20 protein-coding genes are annotated in these 20468 nt (G+C 64.1%); 16 read left to right on the forward strand and 4 right to left on the reverse strand.

Annotation, left to right across the window (positions count from 1 at the left end):
• Positions 1-4: 4 nt before the first annotated feature.
• The 7 genes from AC1C2Q_RS10935 to AC1C2Q_RS10965 all read left to right on the forward strand — a co-directional run bounded on the left by AC1C2Q_RS10935 (position 5) and on the right by AC1C2Q_RS10965 (position 6236).
• Positions 5-433 (forward strand): heat shock protein transcriptional repressor HspR, encoded by a 429-nt coding sequence (locus AC1C2Q_RS10935; RefSeq protein WP_495450097.1) that lies wholly within the window; start codon positions 5-7, stop codon positions 431-433.
• Positions 434-541: 108 nt separating this feature from the next.
• Positions 542-1231 carry a GntR family transcriptional regulator gene (locus AC1C2Q_RS10940; protein ID WP_495431142.1) on the forward strand — a complete coding sequence of 230 codons (690 nt, stop codon included), beginning with the start codon at positions 542-544 and terminating at the stop codon, positions 1229-1231.
• Positions 1195-2034 (forward strand): HpcH/HpaI aldolase family protein, encoded by an 840-nt coding sequence (locus AC1C2Q_RS10945; RefSeq protein ID WP_495450098.1) that lies wholly within the window; start codon positions 1195-1197, stop codon positions 2032-2034. The genes AC1C2Q_RS10940 and AC1C2Q_RS10945 overlap by 37 nt, the downstream gene beginning before the upstream one ends.
• Positions 2035-2172: 138 nt before the next feature.
• Positions 2173-3141, forward strand: coding sequence for a tripartite tricarboxylate transporter substrate binding protein (locus tag AC1C2Q_RS10950; RefSeq protein WP_495450099.1), 969 nt, complete (start codon positions 2173-2175; stop codon positions 3139-3141).
• A 61-nt stretch (positions 3142-3202) separates the two neighbouring features.
• Positions 3203-3730, forward strand: a complete 528-nt coding sequence (locus AC1C2Q_RS10955; protein ID WP_495431145.1) for a tripartite tricarboxylate transporter TctB family protein — start codon at positions 3203-3205, stop codon at positions 3728-3730.
• Complete coding sequence (locus tag AC1C2Q_RS10960) at positions 3727-5370, forward strand: tripartite tricarboxylate transporter permease (RefSeq protein ID WP_495431146.1); 1644 nt, start codon at positions 3727-3729, stop codon at positions 5368-5370. Before AC1C2Q_RS10955 ends, AC1C2Q_RS10960 begins: the two co-directional genes overlap by 4 nt.
• Positions 5367-6236 (forward strand): dihydrodipicolinate synthase family protein, encoded by an 870-nt coding sequence (locus AC1C2Q_RS10965; RefSeq protein ID WP_495450100.1) that lies wholly within the window; start codon positions 5367-5369, stop codon positions 6234-6236. Before AC1C2Q_RS10960 ends, AC1C2Q_RS10965 begins: the two co-directional genes overlap by 4 nt.
• 54 nt (positions 6237-6290) lie before the next feature.
• Here AC1C2Q_RS10965 and AC1C2Q_RS10970 read toward each other — a convergent pair whose 3' ends face one another.
• Positions 6291-7481: a Fic family protein gene (locus tag AC1C2Q_RS10970; protein ID WP_495450102.1), complete on the reverse strand. Its 1191-nt coding sequence runs from the start codon at positions 7479-7481 to the stop codon at positions 6291-6293.
• Positions 7482-7679: 198 nt separating this feature from the next.
• Between AC1C2Q_RS10970 and AC1C2Q_RS10975 the strand changes: the two genes are divergently transcribed.
• The 6 genes from AC1C2Q_RS10975 (at position 7680) to AC1C2Q_RS11000 (ending at position 14994) form a co-directional block, all read left to right on the forward strand.
• Complete coding sequence (locus AC1C2Q_RS10975) at positions 7680-8549, forward strand: MBL fold metallo-hydrolase (protein WP_495450103.1); 870 nt, start codon at positions 7680-7682, stop codon at positions 8547-8549.
• A 78-nt stretch (positions 8550-8627) separates the two neighbouring features.
• The gene (locus tag AC1C2Q_RS10980; RefSeq protein WP_495450104.1) at positions 8628-9542 is read left to right on the forward strand and encodes a sugar ABC transporter substrate-binding protein; all 915 of its coding nucleotides are present in this window, start codon (positions 8628-8630) and stop codon (positions 9540-9542) included.
• 77 nt (positions 9543-9619) lie between these two features.
• The gene (locus AC1C2Q_RS10985; RefSeq protein ID WP_495450106.1) at positions 9620-11128 is read left to right on the forward strand and encodes a sugar ABC transporter ATP-binding protein; all 1509 of its coding nucleotides are present in this window, start codon (positions 9620-9622) and stop codon (positions 11126-11128) included.
• Entirely contained in the window at positions 11106-12107 is a 1002-nt protein-coding gene (locus AC1C2Q_RS10990; RefSeq protein WP_495450107.1) for an ABC transporter permease, read from the forward strand. The genes AC1C2Q_RS10985 and AC1C2Q_RS10990 overlap by 23 nt, the downstream gene beginning before the upstream one ends.
• An 80-nt stretch (positions 12108-12187) precedes the next feature.
• On the forward strand, positions 12188-13168 hold the full coding sequence (locus AC1C2Q_RS10995; protein WP_495450108.1) for a LacI family DNA-binding transcriptional regulator: 981 nt from the start codon (positions 12188-12190) through the stop codon (positions 13166-13168).
• Positions 13169-13362: 194 nt separating this feature from the next.
• On the forward strand, positions 13363-14994 hold the full coding sequence (locus tag AC1C2Q_RS11000) for a fucose isomerase (RefSeq protein WP_495450109.1): 1632 nt from the start codon (positions 13363-13365) through the stop codon (positions 14992-14994).
• 133 nt (positions 14995-15127) lie between these two features.
• On the opposite strand, the gene AC1C2Q_RS11005 is transcribed toward AC1C2Q_RS11000, so the two are convergent.
• A complete protein-coding gene (locus AC1C2Q_RS11005; protein ID WP_495450110.1) occupies positions 15128-15697 on the reverse strand; it encodes a TetR/AcrR family transcriptional regulator in 570 nt (189 codons plus the stop codon).
• 73 nt (positions 15698-15770) lie between these two features.
• Here AC1C2Q_RS11005 and AC1C2Q_RS11010 point away from each other — a divergent pair, with 73 nt between their 5' ends.
• Positions 15771-16343 (forward strand): dihydrofolate reductase family protein, encoded by a 573-nt coding sequence (locus tag AC1C2Q_RS11010; protein WP_495450111.1) that lies wholly within the window; start codon positions 15771-15773, stop codon positions 16341-16343.
• Positions 16344-16469: 126 nt separating this feature from the next.
• Positions 16470-17828 carry a flavin monoamine oxidase family protein gene (locus AC1C2Q_RS11015; protein WP_495450112.1) on the forward strand — a complete coding sequence of 453 codons (1359 nt, stop codon included), beginning with the start codon at positions 16470-16472 and terminating at the stop codon, positions 17826-17828.
• Here AC1C2Q_RS11015 and AC1C2Q_RS11020 read toward each other — a convergent pair.
• Together AC1C2Q_RS11020 and AC1C2Q_RS11025 are read right to left on the reverse strand one after the other, a co-directional pair.
• Entirely contained in the window at positions 17785-18438 is a 654-nt protein-coding gene (locus AC1C2Q_RS11020; RefSeq protein WP_495431158.1) for a Pr6Pr family membrane protein, read from the reverse strand. The genes AC1C2Q_RS11015 and AC1C2Q_RS11020 overlap by 44 nt on opposite strands.
• Before the next feature lie 124 nt (positions 18439-18562).
• Positions 18563-19150, reverse strand: coding sequence for a hypothetical protein (locus AC1C2Q_RS11025; RefSeq protein WP_495450113.1), 588 nt, complete (start codon positions 19148-19150; stop codon positions 18563-18565).
• Positions 19151-19278: 128 nt separating this feature from the next.
• On the opposite strand from AC1C2Q_RS11025, the gene AC1C2Q_RS11030 reads away from it, so the two are divergent.
• Positions 19279-20466, forward strand: coding sequence for a glycosyltransferase (locus tag AC1C2Q_RS11030; protein WP_495450575.1), 1188 nt, complete (start codon positions 19279-19281; stop codon positions 20464-20466).
• Positions 20467-20468 lie beyond the last annotated feature (2 nt).

Consider the following 20468-nt stretch of genomic DNA (forward strand, 5'->3'; position numbering starts at 1 on the left):
CGCGATGACCACGGATGAAGATGCCCTGGTCTTTGCGATCGCCGTCGCGGCCGAACTCGCGGGCATGCACCCGCAGACGCTGCGCCAGTATGACCGCATCGGGCTGGTAGTGCCCGGCCGCACGCGCGGCGGCTCACGCCGCTACTCGGCGCGGAATATCCAGCAGCTGCGTGAGGTCGCCAGGCTCGGTGCCGAGGGCATGAGCCTTCCCGCGATCGCGCGGTTGCTCGATCTCGAGGACGAAGTGCAGCTGTTACGCCGTCGAGTCCTTGATCTTCAGAGCGCCCTGCGCTCTGAGCGAGTTAACCGCCCCGGCGTGCGCGTTTTCGCGGCCGGTGCGAGCGGAGTGATTCCTGTCTTCAGCGGTCGCCGTATCCGTCGCTCGACCGATGTGGTGCTGTGGCAGCCGCGGGGTTTCGGCAACGAAGACTGACTTGCAGGGTCGCTCTGCATCCGATCATCGCGCTTGCGGCCCATGTTGCGGTAGCCTGATCGCACGACTGTTAACTGTAGACAGTTTTGTAGACGGGCGGAGAGCAGCGTGGCCACCAGACTTCAACCGGTGACGGTCGTGCGTGAAGCGCTCGGAACCCAGGTTGCGAACCATATTCGCGATGCGATCGTCAGGGGCGATCTCGAGGCGGGTGAGCGCCTGGTAGAGACGGAATTCGCCGATTCCCTCAACGTCAGCCGCGGCCCGGTGCGTGATGGGTTCCGCATCCTCGAGGCCGAGGGCCTGATTGCCAAGCAGGGCCAGGGTTACCTCGTCCAGAGCCTCGATGCGCGTGATATTCGCGAACTCTATTCTCTGCGTGGTGCGCTCGAGTCGCTGGCGATGTCGATAACCATGGCGCTGGACAAAACTCCCGATCTCGGAGCGCTGCGTGCGGTCGTCGAGGCCATGGGCAGAGCGGCGGATGCCGCAGATTCAGATGAGTTCGCCCGTGTAGATGTGATCTTCCACAGCATGCTGTGCGACCTTTCCGGGCATCGCCGACTTGCCGCGGTGTGGCGACAGTACGAGCCGATCACCATGGCGTTGCTTCGGGTCACCGTGCTCGTCGACGATGATCTGCACGTCACGACCGCGCGACACGCGCTGTTGGTCGACCTCATCGAGGGTGGTGACAGCGCGGCTGTGCTGGCGGAATTGGAAGACCACCTCGACGGTTCGCGTGAGCGGATGCTTGAGGCGTGGCGTACCTCCGCCGCGCGGAAGTCGGCGACGTGACTGTGCTTGCCACCACCGCGCCTGAAACCATCAGCCCCCACGTCGACGCCGCCTCGTTTCGAGAACGACTTAGCGCGCGGCACGCGATGAGTGGAGCCTGGGTGTTCCTCGATGACGCCGTAACGACGCAGGTGATGGCGCGCGCGGGCTTCGACTTCATCACGATCGACCTCCAGCACAGCTACTCGACGATGAGTTCTGCGGATGCCTTGGTTGAGGCCGTGCGGCAGGGCGGAGCGCCGGCGATCGTGCGCGTCCCCTGGAATACCCCCGACCTGATCATGCGATCACTCGACCTCGGTGCCGATGGAGTGATCGTGCCGATGGTGAACAGCGCTGCCGAAGCAGAAGCAGCGGCCTCCGCGTGTCACTACGCGCCGCGCGGAACGCGCAGTTGGGGTCCGCTGTGGCAGGGAGTGCACGAGCGCTTCCCCGATCACGAAGAAGGCGACCGCACGGCAGCCTGCATCGTCATGATTGAGACGGCGGCGGCGTATGCCGACATCGACGCGATCGCGGCAGTGCCGGATGTCGATGCCGTGTACATCGGGCAGAATGATCTCTCGCTCAGCGCCGGGCTCGGCCGCCAGACATACGCGGAGTCTCCGCAGATGCACTCGATGATCGAGCGCATCATCGAGCGCAGTCATGCTGCCGGAACTGCAGTGGGGCTCGATTGCAGCGGCGCCGAGGCGGCGCGCTACTGGCGTGAGCGTGGCGTCGACTTCGTCATCGCGGCAAACGATGTCGCGCTGCTTGGCCAGGCTGCGGCCGCTGCGGCCGCTGATCTCCAGAATCGCTGAGTCGCGGCATCCGCGAACTCGCTTCTGCACGCCCGAACGCGTTCGTTCACTGTTGACTGTCAACAGTGAACAGTGCTACGCTCGGCCCGTCAGTCCCTACTGCACTCAACGACAACTCGCACTCAAAGAGGAGCAAAGATGCCCATCAAGCGCATGAACCGCGCGCTGGCAGCCGCCGCGGTCTTCACCACAGCAGCACTGGTTATGTCCGGATGCACGAAGGTCGATGAGGGTGGCGAAGCCGCATCGTCCTTCCCCGAGAAGGACATCCGCCTGATCATCCAGGCCAACCCCGGGGGTGGCTCTGACCTGTCTTCCCGCGCACTGGCCACCCAGCTCGAGGGCATCCTTGATGTCAGCGTGATTCCGGAGAACATGCCGGGAGCTGCTGGTGCGCTCGCGATGGAGTACGTCGCAGAGCAAGACCCTGATGGCTATGTCATCGGCTTCGGTCCGGTCGAGATCGCCATGCTCAACACCACGCAGGACGCGAACGTTCTGCCGGAGAACTTCGACCTGCTCGGCCAAATCATGCTGGCGCCGGGCGTCATCACGGTCTCCGCCGCCAGCGATGTACAGACCCTGGAAGACCTCGTCACCAAGGCGAAGGCCGCGCCCATCACGATCGCCAACTCCGGCGCTGGCTCCATCTGGGAAGCCGCCAGTGTCGCCTTCGGCACCGAGACCGGTGGTCAGGTCACTCCCGTCCCGTACGACGGTGGCGCACCAGCCGTCGCAGCAGCGGCATCCGGTGAAGCTGATGCAGCCGTCTCCGGACTCGGTGAAGCACTGTCGCAGGGTGGCGCCGTGCGCATCCTCGCCGTGCTGAACGACGAACGCCACCCGGATGCTCCCGACGTCGAGACCGCAGAAGAAGCTATCGGCGCCGAGCTCATCTTCGGTGGCTGGGGCGGAATCTACGCTCCCGCCGGTCTCCCGGACGACGTGCACGCCACGCTCGAGGCCGCCATCAAGGAAGCCGTAGAGTCCGACACCTACACGCAGTTCCAGGAAGACGCCGGAAACCTCGTCGTCTACCGTGACTCGGCTGAGTTCACCGAGTTCGTCGGCGAGCAGTTCACCCTGTTCCAGGACCTGCTGGGCTGACATCAATGACGGAGGCCGGGACACCTCGGCCTCCGTCATCCGTCCTCGTCGAAGGAAGCACATGTCGTCTGCAGAAGTCGCCGAGAGCGACGATTACCAAAGCGCGACGCCCTCGCGCGCGCTCGAAATAGCGTTCGCCATCGTCGCACTCGCGTTTACCGCGGGATACCTGGCGCTGTCGACGCAGATCCATCTGCGCCGCGAGGTTGCGGCAGGACAGATCGATGCCCGCTTCTGGCCCATGCTGCTCGGAGTGACGGGCGTTGTCGTGGCCATCACTATTTTGGTGTTCGCGATCGCGCGGCCGGCACCGGGACGTGAGGACACTGAGCGCATTCAGCCCGGTGGGGTCGCCCGGGTGAGCGCAACTCTCGTGATCTCGGGTGCCTTCATCGCCCTGTGGTCACTCGGCTCGGTCATCCTGTTCGGTTACCGCATCGAAGTCTTCCCGATTGCCGCAGCCCTGCTCATGGCCGCTCTGATGCTCGTCTACGGGCACCGGCGCTGGCTGAGCCTCATCATCTACACGGCATCCGTCACGGCGTTCATCTACGTCGTATTCGGGATGCTCCTGAGGATTCCGCTATGACTCCGTTCCTGGAGGGGCTCGACGCGCTCCTTGATATCTCGATCCTGCTCTACATGCTCGTGGGGCTCTTGCTCGGCTTCATGGTTGGTGCTTTCCCCGGCATTACCGCCACCATGGCTGTCGCGCTCGCCGCCGGCTTCACCATGACGCTCGAACCTGTGCAGGGTCTTGCCGTGCTGCTCACCATCTATGTCGCCGCAAACTTCGGTGACCGGGTGCCGTCGATCCTGATCAACACGCCAGGCACCCCGGCATCCATCGCAACGACCCTCGATGGCTACCCGATGGCCAAACAAGGCAGGGCAGGACTCGCGCTGACGATGTCGGCGATCGTTTCTGCCGTCGGCATCCTCGCCTCACTCGTGTTGTTCGCGGTTGCTGCAGTGCCGATCGCGAGCTTCGCCCGCGACTACTTCAAATCTCCCGAGCTGTTCGCGCTCGTGGTCTTCGGCATCGCGATCATGATCGGCATCTCGTCGAAGTCGATGCTCAAGGGCATCCTCGCCGGCCTCTTCGGGCTCATGCTCGGCACGGTCGGCACATATGCCGCCACCGCAGACAAGCGTTTCACCTTCGGATCGCTGGACCTCGTCGAGGGCCTCAACTTCATCGCGGTCATCATCGGGCTCTTCGGTATCGCCGAGCTGTTCGACCAACTGCTCACGTATCGCAAGAACAACGTTCGTCCGATCTCGAGCCTCGGTCGCTGGTGGCCGAACAAGGCCGAGTTCAAGCAGAGTGGTCGCGCGACGGCAGTTGCCGGAGCCGTCGGTCTCGGTGTCGGGCTCATCCCCGCGGCCGGTGGCGACATCGCCGGACTCATCGGTTGGGATCGCGCGCGCAAGGCTTCGAAGCATCCGGAGGAGTTCGGTAAGGGCTCGATCGAGGGCGTCGCGGCATCCGACACGGCATCCAGCGCGACGCTCGGAGGATCGCTCACCACGACGATGGCGTTGGGCATCCCCGGCGACTCGGTGATGGCCGTGATGATCGGTTCGATGATCATCTGGGGCATCACCCCGGGGCCCACACTGTTCACCGAACGGCCCGATCTGGTCGTCTCGATCGTTGGCATCATGCTCGTTGCCACGCTGCTCTCGCTCGGGCTGAGCCTCGTGCGCATGAAGGGCATGGTGAAGCTGCTCGACGTTCCGCAGCCGTACCTGTGGAGCGGCATCCTGATCTTCTGCATCATCGGCACATACGCCACCTCAAACAGCCTCGCGACGGTCGTCACGATGCTCGTCTTCGGCGTCGTCGGCGTGCTGCTCAAGCGGATGCAGGTGCCGGCCGGGCCGGTCGTGCTCGGTCTGCTGCTCGGTCCGCTGGCCGAGGAGAATCTCGCCCGCACTCTCGCGATTCTTCCCACGAAGCCGTTCTTCGAGGTCGTCAGCCCGATCGCGATCGTGCTGCTCGTGCTCGCCGTGCTCTCGATCGTCATGCCGGCGATCCGCTCGGCGCGCAAGCCGCGTGACAAGCGGGCGTCCTTCGCCGATTCGGTACTCGACACCGAGAGCCTCACTCAGATCTCGAAGGCGCACGAGGAACTTGCCGCCGACCCCGACCTGCTCACCTCGACGGTGCGCACACCATCCACCCGGCGCGGTGCGCGCCGGAAGAACAAGGAGAACAAGAAGTGACCCGTTACGACATCCTGACTGCCGTTCCTACCGCGTTCCATCGGGACGGGAGTCTTGATCTGGAAGGGTCGCGCGCGATCTTCCGTTTCGTAGGGGAGTCTGGCAACGAGGGCGCGTTCATTCTCGGCACGACGGGGGAGTTCCCTGCGGTGGACGCTGCGGAGTTCCGCTCGCTTGTCGAGGCGGCACTTGCTGAGCTCGCAGATCGGATGCGCGTGGTCGTGCATGTCGGTCAACCCAGCACGTTCGAAGCTGTGCGCCTCACGGGTATCGCACGCGAGCTCGGCGCGACAGAGTTCGCGGCTCTCACTCCGTACTACCTGCGCTCTAGCGAGGATTCGATCTTCGACTACTACCAGGCAGTGTCGGATGCCGTGGGCGACGGACGCCTGTACATCTACATTTACCCTGCGCGCAGCGGCAACACGGTCTCGCCGGAGCTGCTGGTGCGGCTGTCGGCGCTGCCGAACGTCGTCGGGGCGAAGATCAGCGAGCTCTCGCTGGAAGAGATCGCCGCGTACCGAGCGGTGGTTCCTGCTGATTTCGATCTGTACACCGGCGCTGATCGCGACCTGATCGCTGCCGTCGAGGTCGGTGCGCAGGGTGTCGTCTCTGGTGTCTCGTCTGTGACGCCGAAGCCGTTCCGTGCGTTGGCGGATGCCGGCCGCTCGGGGGATGCCTCGGCGATCGCAGCCGCTCAGGTCGCAGTCGACGATGTTGTTTCGCTGATCGGCGGCGACATGGCTCGGATGAAGGAGGGCTATCGCGTGCTCGGTGTGACCGACACACACTGCCGCATGGCGATCGCGGAGCCGACGGATGCTGAGCGTGCTGATGTGCGCCAGGTTGTCGAGCTGTATCGCTGAGGTTCGTCGGTGGGCCGCCGGGCCGCCGGGCGTGCGGGGCGTAGGCCGGGGAAGTCAGCGCTGACGGCGGGAGCGCTCAGCGAGCGCATCAACAGCCTGCAGCACATCGTGGGCGGCCCACGTGCGGTTCCGCCTTCCGGATCCGATCTGTGTGAGCACGCCGTCATCCACCAATCGGTCGATCGCAAGAAGTGCGTTCGGTGCGGTGACGCCGAGACGCGACACCGCGACCCGTGAATTGATCGCGGGTTGTTGGACAAGGAAGTCGACGAGCCGTCGCGCCGACGAGCCGCGCCGCGCGGTCAGCCGAGTCTCCCAGGAGTCCCGAACAGCGTCGAGGTCGTCCATGAGTACACGCGTGGTCGCGACTGCTGTGTGCGCCGCTCGAGAGAAGACGTCGACGATATCGGCGGCGTGTCCGGCTCGGTACCGGGTCAGGGCGTCGAAATAGCCGGCCGTGTCCTGGAGAAGCCCAGCCGAGACAGGCAGCACCGTCGACTGCGTGAGATCGGCGCGCCGCAGCATCGCCTGCAGGATTGCGCGTCCAGTGCGTCCATTCACTTCGAGAAATGGATGGATCGTCTCATATTGCGCGTGGGCGATGGCGATCTGCGGGAGCGGAGGAAGATCGCGCCGGCGCATGAAGGCAACCAGATCCGTCATCAGCTCGGGCACGCGAGATTCGTGCGGAGGCACGAATGAAGCGCGCTGCGGTCCGCGTGATCCACCGCCGATCCAGATCTGCTGATTGCGCCAGCGCCCGCGTCGGTCAGGGCGCGTCGCGGCCATCAGGGTGCGCTGGACATGCACGATGGTGTCCTCGTCGATGGAACCCGCACGCGCAAGGCTGGTTTCATCTGCCCGCATGTGGGCGACGATCTGCCTGGCGTGGGGCTCCAGCGTCTCGTCGATCCCCGCCAGGGCGACCGAGAGCGCCGGGGCACTCACTCGCTCGATCGCTGAGCTCGCTGAGCACTCCGCCAACAGCAGCAGCGGCCCGAGCGCTCGACTCTCGCGTCCGAGTTCCGAGTCGAGTCGGATCAAGTCTGCGGTCGCATCGTGTGCCCGGCTCACACTGTCGGGACCGAGATTCACCGAGATCTCTGCGATGAGCGGCGGGATCGATGCGCGGTAGGGGCCAGGGGCGGCGAGGTGTGGGCTGAATGAGTCGCGGACGTCAGCGGCGGGGTGCCACTGCCGCTCTTCGTATGCGACCGCCTTCCAAGGCTCACCCGTCACCGTCATATGTTCACACTACCTGTCTGGATAAGTAACTAACCGATAATAAGGCCCGCCTTGAGGTCGGCTGCACGACGTTCCAAAGGTACAACCGAGCTTGCATTCGATACCGCGTCAAACAGGCGTTCACGGCTTTGACCGTGCACACAAACCGTCCATAGAGTCGCTTCAGCAGCCAAAGTCGGCAAGCGGAATGAGGGAACAATGAAGTCATACTCCATGTGGATGCTGGAGTACTCGCACTGCCTGGAACACCCGGTGGGGTGCATCTTCTATGGGACGTGGGACGGCTCGACGCGTATGTTCGCCTACTCCTATGTCTATCTTGAAGGGAACGGGCACAAGATCCTCGTCGATGTCGGGCACGACAATCGCGGTTCGAACCGTGCCTTCAATGATGTGAACAACATCGTCGATTTTCAGGCTCCGGACGTCGTGCTCGCGAAGCTCGGTGTCTCGCCCGAAGAGATCGATACTGTGATCCTCACCCATGCGCACTACGACCATGCGGGAGCTGTTCGTTATTTCCCCAACGCCACCTTCTATCTCCAGCGGATCGAGTTGGAGAGTTCGCGGTGGGCGTTGGATAACGCCGACCTATATGAATCGATCATCGGCGCCCTCGATCCGGACGACGTGCGGCTGCTCGAGGGCATGGCGGAGCAGGGGAAGCTGAAGCTCCTCGACGGTCCTGTGGAGAACTTGTATCCAGGGCTGCACATCCGCACCGCGCTCGATACCCACACGATGGGTGGCCAGTATGTCGTCGTCGAGGACGGCGATGAGAACTGGGTCGTGACTGGCGACGCGCTGTACTCCTATGAGAACGCAGAAGGCATCGGCGGCTCAGGCACCCCGGTGAACATCGGCTTCGGAGGAGGTAGCGGATGGAGGGGCCTCCAGATCATCGACGAGATGTCCCGCACTGCCGGTGACACGAACAGGCTCGTGATCGTCCACGAGTCAGCCACCTTCCAAAGACACCCCTCCCGTCAATACGACGATCGGCTCTCGGTCGCGGAACTTCTCCTCGCACCTGGGGAGCCATCACGAATCATTCCTTCGAGAAAGTAGAAATCCATGTGGAAGAACAAGGCAGTTCTTACGGCATCGGTCGCGTGCGCGGTCGTCCTCGGTCTATCAGGGTGCAGCGTGCCCGACAGCAGCGGGGCTGGCTCGTCGAATACCGCGAGTGACAGCACGCTCCTCGGCATCGTCACCATCAGTGCGACAGACGCCAACAATGCCCGCGTCATCGAAGGGGCAACGGAGGCAGCTGAAGCGGCCGGCTGGACAGTGGAGGTCGTCGACGCTGCGGGTAATGCGGATCAGGCGAACACCGCGATTCAGAACTTCGTCAATAAAGATGCGGGGATGATATTTAACCTTGTTTTCCCGGCGAGTTCATTGGGGACGGGGCTGAACGCTGCTTCACAGGCGAACGTGCCCGTCGCAACCTGGGGCGGAGGTGCAGGCAAGGGAATTGTGGTCGTCGCAGGCGACGGCGCGCCATTCGCCGAACCTGCGACGCAGTCGATGATCGACGCGATCGAGAGCGATGGCGACGTGCTGGCCCTCACCTACCGGACCGGACAGGTGTGCCGTGATCGTGAAGTGCTGTTCGACGAGATGATGGCGGAGCAGGCTCCCGACGTCAATGTCACGAAGAACGAGGTCAACATTCCCGGCTTCCTGCAGGATGGCGCACGCTACGCGACCGCGTGGCTGGCGGCGCACCCTGAGGGCAGCGGGAACCTCGCAGTGTGGGGATGCTGGGAGGACCCAACGCTCGGCGCGATCTCAGCGATCAAACAACAAGGGCGCACTGACATCCTCACCTACGGGATCAACGGGTCCAGTACGGCAATCCAGGCTGTGCAGGACGGCACGCTTACTGCCACAGTGTTCGAGGACGCGCGGGCCGAAGGGCGCACGATGTTCGAAGAAACTGCGGCGGCGATCGAATCCGGTGATTTCAGCTCGCGTACCGTCGATGTTCCCGGCATCCTCGTTTCGGCTGACAACATCGACGATTTCCTCGCAGAGCACCCGGAAGCGCTCGACTAGTGCCATCGGTGGTCGGAGTTCAGTCCCAAGTGACGAGAGCGGAGGCGGAGGAACGGCCACTGATCTCGATCAACGGGGTGAGTAAGTCGTTCGGCGGGGTTCACGCTCTCCGTGAGGTGGCTTTCAGCATCAGGGCAGGTGTGGTGCACGGGCTTGTCGGAGCGAACGGCGCGGGCAAGTCGACATTGATCAAGTGCCTTGCGGGGATCGAGCATCCCGACTCCGGCGAGATCATCGTCGATGGAGTCGCTGCTCAGATCGCCACGCCGAGTGATGCGTCCACGTTGGGGCTCGCGTTTATTCACCAGGAAATGAGCCTGATTCCGGGGTGGAGCGTGCTGCGGAACATGCTCCTCGGGCAGGACCCTCCCACGCGTCTTGGCATCATCGATTGGCGTCCCGCACGGGTTCGCGCCCGCGCTGTCGCCGAAAGGCTCGGCATGAAGTTTGGCCTGAACACCTCTGTCGACGATCTCGGTCCCGCAGATCAGTGGTTGGTGCTCATCGGCAGAGCCCTCATGCGCGATGCGCGGATGATCGCGATGGACGAGCCAACGGCCTCCCTGTCCTCCGAAGAGGCCGGACGACTTCACACCATCATCCGGGAACTCGCAGCCTCTGGCACTGCCGTGATTTTCGTCTCGCATCGACTCGACGAGGTCAGCGCATTGTGCGAGGACGTCACGGTCTTCAAGGACGGGCAGGTCGTGGATCGACGCGTGGGGGAGTCAGTTGCGAAAGCCGAGTTGGTGAGAGCGATCGTGGGCAGAGACCTCGAGATCGCCGAACATGGTCGGGAGCCGGCTGAGCATGGAGCTCCCATTCTTGTCGTGAACGATGCGCGTGATGGGAGTCGTGTCCACGGCGTCTCAATGGTGGTGCACTCCGGTGAGGTATTGGGCATCGGTGGTCTCGTTGGCGCAGGGCGGACGGAACTGGCCGGCCTGATCTACGGAGCCCGTCCGCGTGTTGCCGGGAGCGTTGTCCTTGATGGCAAGGAAGTCCGCTTCAGGGAACCGGCTGATGCGGTCCGCGCGGGCATCGGTCTGGTGCCGGAAGAGCGACGAAGTGAAAGTCTCTTCCTGGAGCGATCCATTGATTTCAACATCAACGTGTCGAGTCTGGGCGGGCTACGACGTTCACGCCTCTGGCCGTTTCTCAGGATGCGGGAAGGTCGGCGTCGCGCCCGATTGCTTGCCGACGCAGTGACCGTCAAGGCCAGGGATGTCGCTGATCCGGTGGGATCACTGTCAGGGGGCAACCAGCAGAAGGTCGCGATCGCGCGGTGGTTGGTGGAGCGTCCACGACTGCTCATCCTTGATGAGCCCTCGCGCGGTGTCGACGTCGGGGCCAGAGCCGAGGTGCATCGTGTAGTCCGCGAACTCGCCGCTCAGGGTACCGGTGTCCTGGCGATTTCTTCGGACAACGAGGAACTTGTCGGATTGTGTGACCGCGTCATCGTGATGGCTGAAGGCCGGGTGACCGGAGAACTCGTCGGCCGTGAGATCACGGAAGACCGAATCCTGTCGCTCAGTTTCGAGCGCGGGAACGAAAGGAAGACGAATGAAGATGTCCCTCGCCCCTGAGGTCGTGATCCGGCCCCGAAGCAGAGCAGGTGGCACGGCCCTTCTGATCGTCTCGAAGTACGGGACGCTGATCGCGATGGCGATCATGATCGTGACCTTCGCCATCGCAGTTCCCAACGGCGCCTTCTTCACTGCCAATAACCTGCTGAGCATCGTCAACCAGTCCTCTCTTACGGCGATCATCGCGTGCGGGTTGACAATGGTGCTCGTGGTCGGCGAGTTTGATCTCAGCATCGGCTACATGGCGAGCCTCGCGGGTGTCCTCGTTACGGGATTCATCGCGAACCAGGGCCTTCCGATTCTGGTCGCCGTCGTCGTCACGCTCATCATCGGTGGCGGCATCGGCGCAGCGAATGGGATTCTGGTCACCAAGGCGCGCGTGAATGCCGTCGTCGCAACGCTGGGCGTGGGGACGATTCTCACCGGTCTCGCATTCGGGTACACCGCAGGGTCTCCCATCACCCAACTGCCGGAAGAGTTCACCTGGATCACGCTCGCCCGGTTCATGGGTGTGCAGAATCCGATCTGGTTCATGTTGATCGTCGTCGCGGTTCTGTGGATCGTGCTGAACAGGACAGCTATGGGCCAGCGGATTCAGGCGGTGGGCGCTAACCCGAAAGCGGCGCGTCTCGCTGGTATCCGGGTCGACCGGGCGAAGATCACGGCATTCGTGATTGCCGGGGCATGCGCTGCGCTCACCGGGGTGCTGCTGGCATCGATCTTGGGCAGCGGCACGGTCAGTGCGGCCGACGGGTATCTGATGGACTCTTTCGCCGCTGTGTTCCTCGGCTCCGCGACACTCCGCGACGGTGAGTTCCACATTCTCGGCACGCTCATCGGGGTGCTCGTCGTGAGCGTCGGATTCAACGGACTCGCGCTGCTCGGCACGCCGACCTTCTGGCAGTACATCTTCAAGGGCGGCATCCTGGTGCTCGCTGTCGCACTGTCGACGATCGCGCGAAGATACGCCCGAAGATAGAAGTCTCGACGGAGCGCCCACGGCCTCATCGTGGGTGCTCCGTCGGACAGGTGATGAAATCGGTTACAGTAAACTCCACAATGACCACGATCTACGACGTCGCAGCGCTCGCGCAGGTCTCACCGGCGACGGTCTCACGCGTGTTCAACGGCACGAACGTCTCCTCGGAGAAGGTAGCGGCGGTGCGCGCTGCGGCGGAACAGCTGAAGTTCGTCCCGAATCGCATGGCGCGCTCGTTGCGGCTCCAGAGTTCTGAGGTCATCGGGCTGATCATTCCTGATATCGAGAATCCGTACTTCACCGAGATGGCGCGCGGGGTCGAGGATGTCGCATCCGAAGCCGGCTATTCCGTTGTGCTCTGCAACTCCGACTCGGTGCTGGCGAAGGAAGCGACGTACCTCGACATCGCCATGGCCGAGCACATGTCGGGGGTGATCATCGCGACAGCATCCGAGGAGTCGAAGCTCGACGGTATCCTCGCCACAGGCCGGCCTGTGGTCGCGGTCGACCGCGGCACCACCTACGACATCGACGGCGTGATCATGGCGAACCGCGCCGCGGGGGCGAGCGCGACGCACGACCTCATCGATGCGGGTTACCGCCGTATCGCCTACATCGGCGGCCCTGAGCACATCGACACGGCGGCCGAACGTGCGGCCGGGTGGCGTGATGCGCTGAACAAGGCGAGTCACGAGCTCGACCCTGAACTGCTCCGCTTCGCAACCTTCCGCGTCGACGGGGGCCGTGCGGCCATGGAAGAGCTTCTCGCACTGCCAGAGCCTCCCGATGCCGTCGTGGCCGGCAACAACCTCATCGGCGTTGGCGCGATCCAGGTTCTCACCGAGCATGGTCTCACCCCGCCGAAGGTCGGCGTTGCCGTCATCGGCTCGCTGCCGTTCACAACACTCTCGCCGACGGCGGTTACCGTGGTGCGCCTGCCCGCGCGCCACATGGGCGTCACCGCCGCACGGATGCTGCTCGAACGCATCCGTGGAGACCAGCAGCCGGCCCGCACGGTCGTGCTGCGCAACGAAGTGCAAGCGGCCAGCGCGGTGCGTTGACGCCGATCCTCGTCCTGAAATCAGGACCTTCGACTGAGATCAGGACGTTTCTGCAGAGCCCTCCTGTTCTCGAGACAGCCTCCTGATTCCGGGATGCCGAGGACGGGTGCCGTACCCATCCACTTGCGGCTTGAAATCGATTTCAGGTACAGTTGCCAACGCGGCGTCTGTACCCACCAGTAACGGAGAACACTATGAGCTACACCCTTCCCGCCCCGGCGTCTCGCCCGGCATCCGCCCCGAAAACCGCGTACCTGATCACCTCCGGCGATCTGCGCGAGGCTGCGAACGTCGGCGGATGGCCGACCCAGGTCGCGCTCGAAGCAGGCGTGTCGCGCGTCTTCGGTGAGCTCGGGTGGAGCGTCGTCCGCGCCTTCGACGTCGACCCCGCCACCGGCCACGGCTTCATCTCCAGCCAGCGCATGGGCCTCGAAGTCTTCAAGAACATCCCCGCTGACGCCCCGCTTATCGTTGCGATCGCGAACTGGCAGTACTCGCACCACGTGCTCGCCGGACTCCGCACCCACCAGGGCCCGATCCTCACGGTCGCGAACTTCGCGGGTGACTGGCCGGGACTCGTCGGTCTGCTCGGACTGAACGCTGGCCTCACCAAGATGGACAAGCCTTACTCGTCGACCTGGTCGGTTGACTTCACTGACGACTGGTTCACGGCCACCCTCAAGGAGTGGACTGAGACCGGCACCATCACCCACGACTACACGCACGTGCGTGCGCTCCCCGCGCTGCCGGAGAGCCCGGAAAAGCAGCTCGGCGAGGCGCTCGCCGCCCAGCTTCGCGACGAGAAGGCCATCATCGGCGTCTTCGACGAGGGATGCATGGGGATGTACAACGCCATCTTCGATGACGAGCTGCTCAACCAGACCGGCATCTACAAGGAGCGACTGTCGCAGTCCGCGCTGTACGCCGAGATGCTCAATGTTGCCGAGGAAGAAGCTGACGCAGCCTTCGACTGGCTCGTCGAGCACGGGATGACGTTCCGCTTCGGTGAGGATGGCACGACCGAGCTCACCCGCGAGCAGGTGCAATGGCAGATGAAGATGTACATCGCTGCCCTGCGCATCTCCGACGACTTCGGACTCGACGCCGTCGGCATCCAGTACCAGCAGGGTCTGAAGGACCTGGTTCCGGCATCCGACCTCGCCGAAGGCATCCTGAACTCCACCGAGCGCCCGCCGGTCACCTCGCGCGATGGCTCGCGTGTGCTGCACGAGGGGCGTGCGTTCCCGCACTTCAACGAGGCCGATGAGGGCGTCGCGGTCGACGCGCTGGTCACCGACCGCGTCTGGCGCGCGATGGGCCTCGTTCCCGACAACACACTGCACGACGTGCGCTGGGGCGAGGATTACGAGGGCCAGTTCGTTTGGGCGTACGAGATCTCCGGTTCCGTGCCCGCCTCGCACCTCGGGGGCTGGGACAAGGCCGAAGGCTGGCGTCAGGGCCACGTGTTCTTCCCCGCAGGCGGCGCCACCCTCAACGGTGTGTCAAAGCCCGGTGAGATCGTGCTGTCGCGCGTGTTCATCGCCGAGGGCATCCTGCAGGCAGACATCTTCCGTGGTGCCGTCGTCGAGCTCCCAGAGGCGGAGACCCAGCGCCGCAAGGATGCCACCAACCCGGAGTGGCCGCTCGCACACGTCGTACTGAACGGCGTCTCGCGCGATCAGTTCATGGCGCGCCACAAGGCGAACCACGCACAGCTCGTCTACGCACCGGATGCTGAAACCGCCGACAAGGCACTCATCGCGAAGGCAGCGATGTTCGACGGCATGGGCATCAAGGTGAACCTGATCGGCGACGTCGCGGTCTGATTCACCTAGTGGTCTGATCGACAACATCGTATGACCCACGTCAGGGTCTGACCGACAACGCACAAACCGCCCTTCCTGGATTCAGGGAAGGGCGGTTTGTGCGTTCTCGAGAGCGTGGCGTGCGCGGCGACTCTCAGCCGGGTAGCAGCCCCGCGACGAGCGCGTCGACGATGTCGTCGGTGGACGTATCCGGATCGATGGGTGATGTGAGTCGATCGAAGACGAGACCTTCAATCGCGTAGTGGAACAGGGTGATCTCGCGTCGCCCGCCGGGGAGCCCCGCCGCTTCGTTGAACGCGACATCGCCGTCAAGCCCGGCGCGTTGCCACGTGCCCAATGAAGCGGCGAGCTCTGGACGGCGGGCTGCTTCGAGCCTCAGTTCGTAGAGCGCGAGCGTCACCTCGCGCTGTGTGGTCAGACGGCGCACGATATCGCGCGTGTAGTCGGCGAAGAGTTCGCGGCTGGGCTGCTCTTCGGCACGGGCCTCGAGATCTGACGGTGGGGGCGCGAGGCGCACGCCGATTCGCTCGAACAGCCCGGTGACGAGGGCCTCCCGGCTGCGGAAGTAGTTCGAGGTCGTGCCGATCGGAACGCCGGCCTCCGCATCGATCGCCCGATGGGTCAGGCCGCGCGAGCCCTCTCGCGCCAACACGGTGATGCCGGCATCCGCCAGCACCGCTCGGCGTGCTTCGTTCTTCGCCATGGGAATGACTCTAGCGCAACCACTGCACCTGTTGTAGTCTCCAATCACTGCACCTGTAGTTATTGGAGAAATGATGCGAGAACTCACCTATTACGTCGCCGTGAGCATTGACGGTTTCATCGCCGGCCCTGGCGGAGAATTCGACCGATTCCTCGTTGAGGGGGACCATGCAGCGGACATCTGGTCGAAGTACGGCGGAACAGCGCCGACGGCGCTCGCCGCAGCCGCCGGCCTGTCGGTCGAAGGGGGCCCGTTCGACACTGTGCTCATGGGCTGGAACACCTATGCGGTCGGACTCCCCGATCTGCCGTCCCCATACCGCCACCTCTGGCAAATTGTCTTCACGCGTGGGCACAGTGCCCCGAATGGCTCGGATGACGTCGAGTTCACTGACCTCGATCCCGTTGAGGTCGTGCGCGAGCTCAAGGCTGAGGAGGGTAAAGGGATCTGGCTCTGCGGAGGCGGCTCGCTTGCGGCCGTGCTGCGCGACGAGATCGACCGGCTGGCACTCAAGCGCAATCCAGTGCTCTTCGGCGACGGCATCCCGCTGTTTGAAGGGCGAGGTTACGCACCCGCCGATTTCCGCCCCACCGCGATCACGCCGTACGAGTCGGGAGTCGTGCTCGCCGAATACGTGCGCGGCTAAAGCCCCGCCCGCAGTTTCAACAAGCGCAAATGGCTCCAAATCCCGACCGGATGGAGTCATTTGCGCTTGTCGAACGCTGGAGAAGCCTCGTTCAGCCGGAACGGGTAGTGTGGCGACACCATGAGGATGACGCGTCGCGAGCTGCTGATCGGCGCCGGAGCCGGGGCCCTCAGCGTGCTGCTCGTGTCCTGCACGCCGGAACCTGCTCCCACGCCGACCCCCACTGGCACGCCCACTCCGCTGCCCACAACCACGGTGCCGGCTCCCGCCGCGAGCGTGCGCAGCGCGTGGTCGACAGACCCCTTCTCGCGCGGCGCCGTCAGCTTCACCCGCATCGGTGTGCAGTCGGCTACCCGCGAGACTTTGGCAGAGCCCGTCGGAGGGCGGCTGTTCTTCGCGGGCGAGGCGACGGATGCCGATAATCCCGGCACGATGCGCGGTGCGATCCACTCGGGTGAGAGTGCTGCGGTGCGCGTGCGCGCCACGGCAGGTCCCGGCGAGCGGATCGCCGTGATCGGGGCCGGTCTTGCCGGCGCGACAGTCGCCGCACGGCTCGCGGATGCCGATATCGAAGTCACCGTATTCGAGGCACGCGATCGGGTCGGCGGACGCGTCCACTCGCAGCTCGACGACGACTGGCCGATGCCGATCCAACTCGGCGGATGGCTGCTCGGCGACGCCCCGGAAGACGGTCGCCCTGTCCTTGACGGCCTCGAGACTGTGGACCTGGCATCCGCTCTCTGGCGCTCCCCAGAGGGCGACCTCGACCCGGTCAGCAACGCGTCGCTGGAGCAAGCGATCGCCGCAGCCCAATCCTTCCCGGCCGATGTCTCACTTACTGAGGCGCTGTCAGAGACCGGCGCCGATCCTGAAGAGCCGGGCCTTGCCGCGCTCCTGGCGTACCTCACCACCACCTCGGGTGCGGATGCCGACACCGTGTCATCCTGGTTCCCGCCTGCTCTGCCGATTCCGGCAAAATCAGGCATCGTCAGTGACTTCGGCGCAGTCGTGCAGCAGATGCTGGAGGGCGCGCAGCTGACCCTGTCGTCCGCAGTAACCCGCGTCGCCTATGACGATGCGGGTGTCAGTCTGCGTCTCGGCACGGGGGAGTCGACCTCGTTCGATCGGGTGGTGATCACCGTGCCGCTCGGCGTGCTGCAGCGCGAAGGAATCGAGTTCGCACCGCCCCTGCCGTTCACATACCGCGGCGCAATCAACGCACTGGGCATGGGGCACATCGAGACAGTTTGGCTGCGCTACGACGAGCCGTTCTGGGACACTGAGGCGACGATCTGGCACGCAGTGGACGGCGACCAGTTGGTCCGCACCTGGATCAATCTGCTTCCTGCCACCGGCGAGAACGTGCTGGTGGGAATCCTCGGCGGAGCGGCTGCCGAGGAGTTCGCAGGACTCGAAGAGGACGACGCCCTCGTCGCAGCCCTCACATCGCTGGACGCGTTCCTGCCTTCCGGCGTGACGGACTGATCCGACTAATCACCGCCAGCACCGTCGCGATGAGCGCGAAGATCGCCAGGGCGATGCCGCTCGTCAGCAGAAACTCCCCGGTGCCGCTGACCTGCCGCAGATCCAAGAAGTAGTACGGATACCAGCCGATCATCGGCCCACGCCACATCGTCACCCCGCCCCAGGCCAGGGGAAAAACGAGAGAGCCAGGGATGATCCACCACGGCACCGACCGGTGTCCGGGGGTGAGCGTCCACGCGATCGCAGTGAGGGCCGGCAGCCAGAAATGCAGCACTTGATCTGACCAGGGGACATCCACGCGGATGCCGCGGACTCCTGCCTGCCAGACGATCAGAGCGAATGCGAGGCCGGCCGTGATTGTCCAGGTCAGCACCAATGAGAGAGCGATGCTGAACCAGCGAGGGTCGTCGTCGCGGCGAAACGCCAGGATGCCACCTATGACGAGCAGGACGACGAGTGCGCAGTTCGACTCCACTGTGAGATATGCGAAGAAGTTGCGACCGGAAATGGTCTGCGAACCGAGGCCCCAGAACAAGCGGTGGATGAGCGCGGTCAGACACACGGCTGCCGTGACAAGACGAAGCACGCCGAACGTGGTTCGTGCCCTCACTGTCGCCAGCCTCCCCCGCGGCGCGGTCTCACGCCATCCGGCGATTCTACGGAGAACAGCACGTCTCTACGGCGCGAACATCCTGGTGGCATCCACGAGCGGTTCGGGCAGATCGTGTTTCCAGTCAGGCTGGATCGATCCGCAGCACGCCCGGTGTCTCGCCGCCCGTGACGTCGTCGGCGATGCGGATACTGCGCGCGAGGTCGTCGAGCGCCGGAATCACCGTGGCGAACATCTCCCGAGAGCCGCCGACGGCCGTGAGAGTGATCAGGTGCGTGCCGGTGTCCCAGGTGTAGGTGGCGAACGGGGGAGAGGACGGCTGCTCTGGGAACGAGATCACCAGCTTCTCGCCCGCGCCCAGTCGTGAGGTGAACGACTCGGTGTCGTCGTACTCCATAGGCATCATCGCTCTTGCGCGGCGCACATCGTGTGTGAGTTCCTGGGTCGTCGCCATGGCAACCACAAGTTCGGGGTCGGACTTCCACATCCAGACCAGCACGCGCCCATCGGCCCGCTTCATCATCGCCGGTGCGAGCTGGCTGATCGCCCACGCGCCGACGCGCGTTCCTCGAGGGACGGGTCCGCTTCCTGTCTGCACGGCCTGGCCCATCAGCATCCGCAATGCTGCCTTGCGCTGGCGGCGTCCCTTCCAGCCGAATGATTCCGTCACAGGAATCCAGAGTTGGTGGTCTGCGGATGAGGCGATGCGCATGACCCCACGGTAGAGGATGACCCTGCGTGAGTGCTCTGACCGCGGCTGGCCTACGAGGTGCTGCAGGCCCCTCCGGTAGAGTTGCCAGCGCCCGGATCCGGGCCCCCTGCCGCGTACCGTAAGGCTGCATATCCGTGACCTCCTCTGACGCTCCGTTGAAGATCCTCATCGGATGCGACACCTTCGCCCCTGACATCAACGGCGCCGCGCGCTTCGCTGAGCGCCTCGCGGCAGGGCTGGTGCAGCGTGGCCACGATGTGCACGTTGTCGCACCGAACACGAAGTACCGTCGGGCGACGCCTGCGACCGAGGTCATCGAGGGTGAGCCGATGACGCTGCACCGTCTGCCTTCGGTGCGGTGGATGCCGCATGACTGGCTGCGGTTCGTGTGGCCGTGGCGAACGACCCACTATGCGCGCAAGGTGCTCGATCGCGTGAAACCCGACATTGTGCACATTCAGTCGCACATTCTGATCGGTCGAGGTCTCGCGCATGTTGCAGCAGAGCGTGGCATCCCGGTTATTGCCACGAATCACGTGATGGCGGAGAATCTGCTCGACCACTCCATGTTCCCGAAGTTCGTCGATGATCTCTTGCTGAAGTGGGCATGGGGGGATGCGAAGCGCACCTTCGACCTCACGCGCGCCATCACGACGCCGACCCGTCGCGCCGCCGATTTTCTCGAGCGGACCGTCGACGTGCAGGGTGTTATCCCGATCAGCTGTGGGATCGATCGCACGCAGTACACGCCGGTGATCGCACCGCGTGAGAAGAACCGCATCATCTTCGTCGGGCGTCTGACGGCAGAAAAGCAGATCGAGGTCATCCTGCACGCGATGACGAAGCTCGACCCGGCATTGGAGACCACGTTCGACATCGTCGGCGGTGGCGACCAGCGCAAGAATCTCGAGCGGCTCAGTGATGAACTTGGCCTCTCTGATCGCGTCACGTTCCACGGTCGAACGACTGATGAGGAATTGCGGGCGCTGCTGTCGCGCGCAAGCCTGTTCGTGATCGCATCCATTGCCGAGCTGCAGTCGATCGCGACCATGGAAGCGATGGCCTCGGCGTTGCCGATCGTCGCCGCAGACGCTGTCGCGCTGCCTCATCTCGTACACAACGGCGAGAACGGATATCTGTTCGCGCCAGGTGATGTCGACGAGCTTGCGGCACGAATGACGGATGTGCTGACCGCGTCGCCAGATGAGTATGCGCGGATGCAGCAGGCTTCGTTGGATGGCGTGCTCGTGCACGACATCAACCGCACCCTCGACACATTCGAGGCCCTCTACCGTGACGAACCGCTGCCGGAGTAACC

This window comes from Microbacterium sp. Y356 (assembly GCF_059445355.1).

Coding starts and splice junctions, on each gene's coding strand:
- AC1C2Q_RS10950 (WP_495450099.1), top strand. CDS start 2,173: ATGCCCATCAAGCGCATGAACCGCGCGCTGGCAGCCGCCGCGGTCTTC.
- AC1C2Q_RS10935 (WP_495450097.1), top strand. CDS start 5: ATGACCACGGATGAAGATGCCCTGGTCTTTGCGATCGCCGTCGCGGCC.
- AC1C2Q_RS10975 (WP_495450103.1), top strand. CDS start 7,680: ATGAAGTCATACTCCATGTGGATGCTGGAGTACTCGCACTGCCTGGAA.
- AC1C2Q_RS10960 (WP_495431146.1), top strand. CDS start 3,727: ATGACTCCGTTCCTGGAGGGGCTCGACGCGCTCCTTGATATCTCGATC.
- AC1C2Q_RS10995 (WP_495450108.1), top strand. CDS start 12,188: ATGACCACGATCTACGACGTCGCAGCGCTCGCGCAGGTCTCACCGGCG.
- AC1C2Q_RS10970 (WP_495450102.1), bottom strand. CDS start 7,481: ATGACGGTGACGGGTGAGCCTTGGAAGGCGGTCGCATACGAAGAGCGG.
- AC1C2Q_RS11005 (WP_495450110.1), bottom strand. CDS start 15,697: ATGGCGAAGAACGAAGCACGCCGAGCGGTGCTGGCGGATGCCGGCATC.
- AC1C2Q_RS11015 (WP_495450112.1), top strand. CDS start 16,470: ATGACGCGTCGCGAGCTGCTGATCGGCGCCGGAGCCGGGGCCCTCAGC.
- AC1C2Q_RS11000 (WP_495450109.1), top strand. CDS start 13,363: ATGAGCTACACCCTTCCCGCCCCGGCGTCTCGCCCGGCATCCGCCCCG.
- AC1C2Q_RS10955 (WP_495431145.1), top strand. CDS start 3,203: ATGTCGTCTGCAGAAGTCGCCGAGAGCGACGATTACCAAAGCGCGACG.
- AC1C2Q_RS10990 (WP_495450107.1), top strand. CDS start 11,106: ATGAAGATGTCCCTCGCCCCTGAGGTCGTGATCCGGCCCCGAAGCAGA.
- AC1C2Q_RS11025 (WP_495450113.1), bottom strand. CDS start 19,150: ATGCGCATCGCCTCATCCGCAGACCACCAACTCTGGATTCCTGTGACG.
- AC1C2Q_RS11010 (WP_495450111.1), top strand. CDS start 15,771: ATGCGAGAACTCACCTATTACGTCGCCGTGAGCATTGACGGTTTCATC.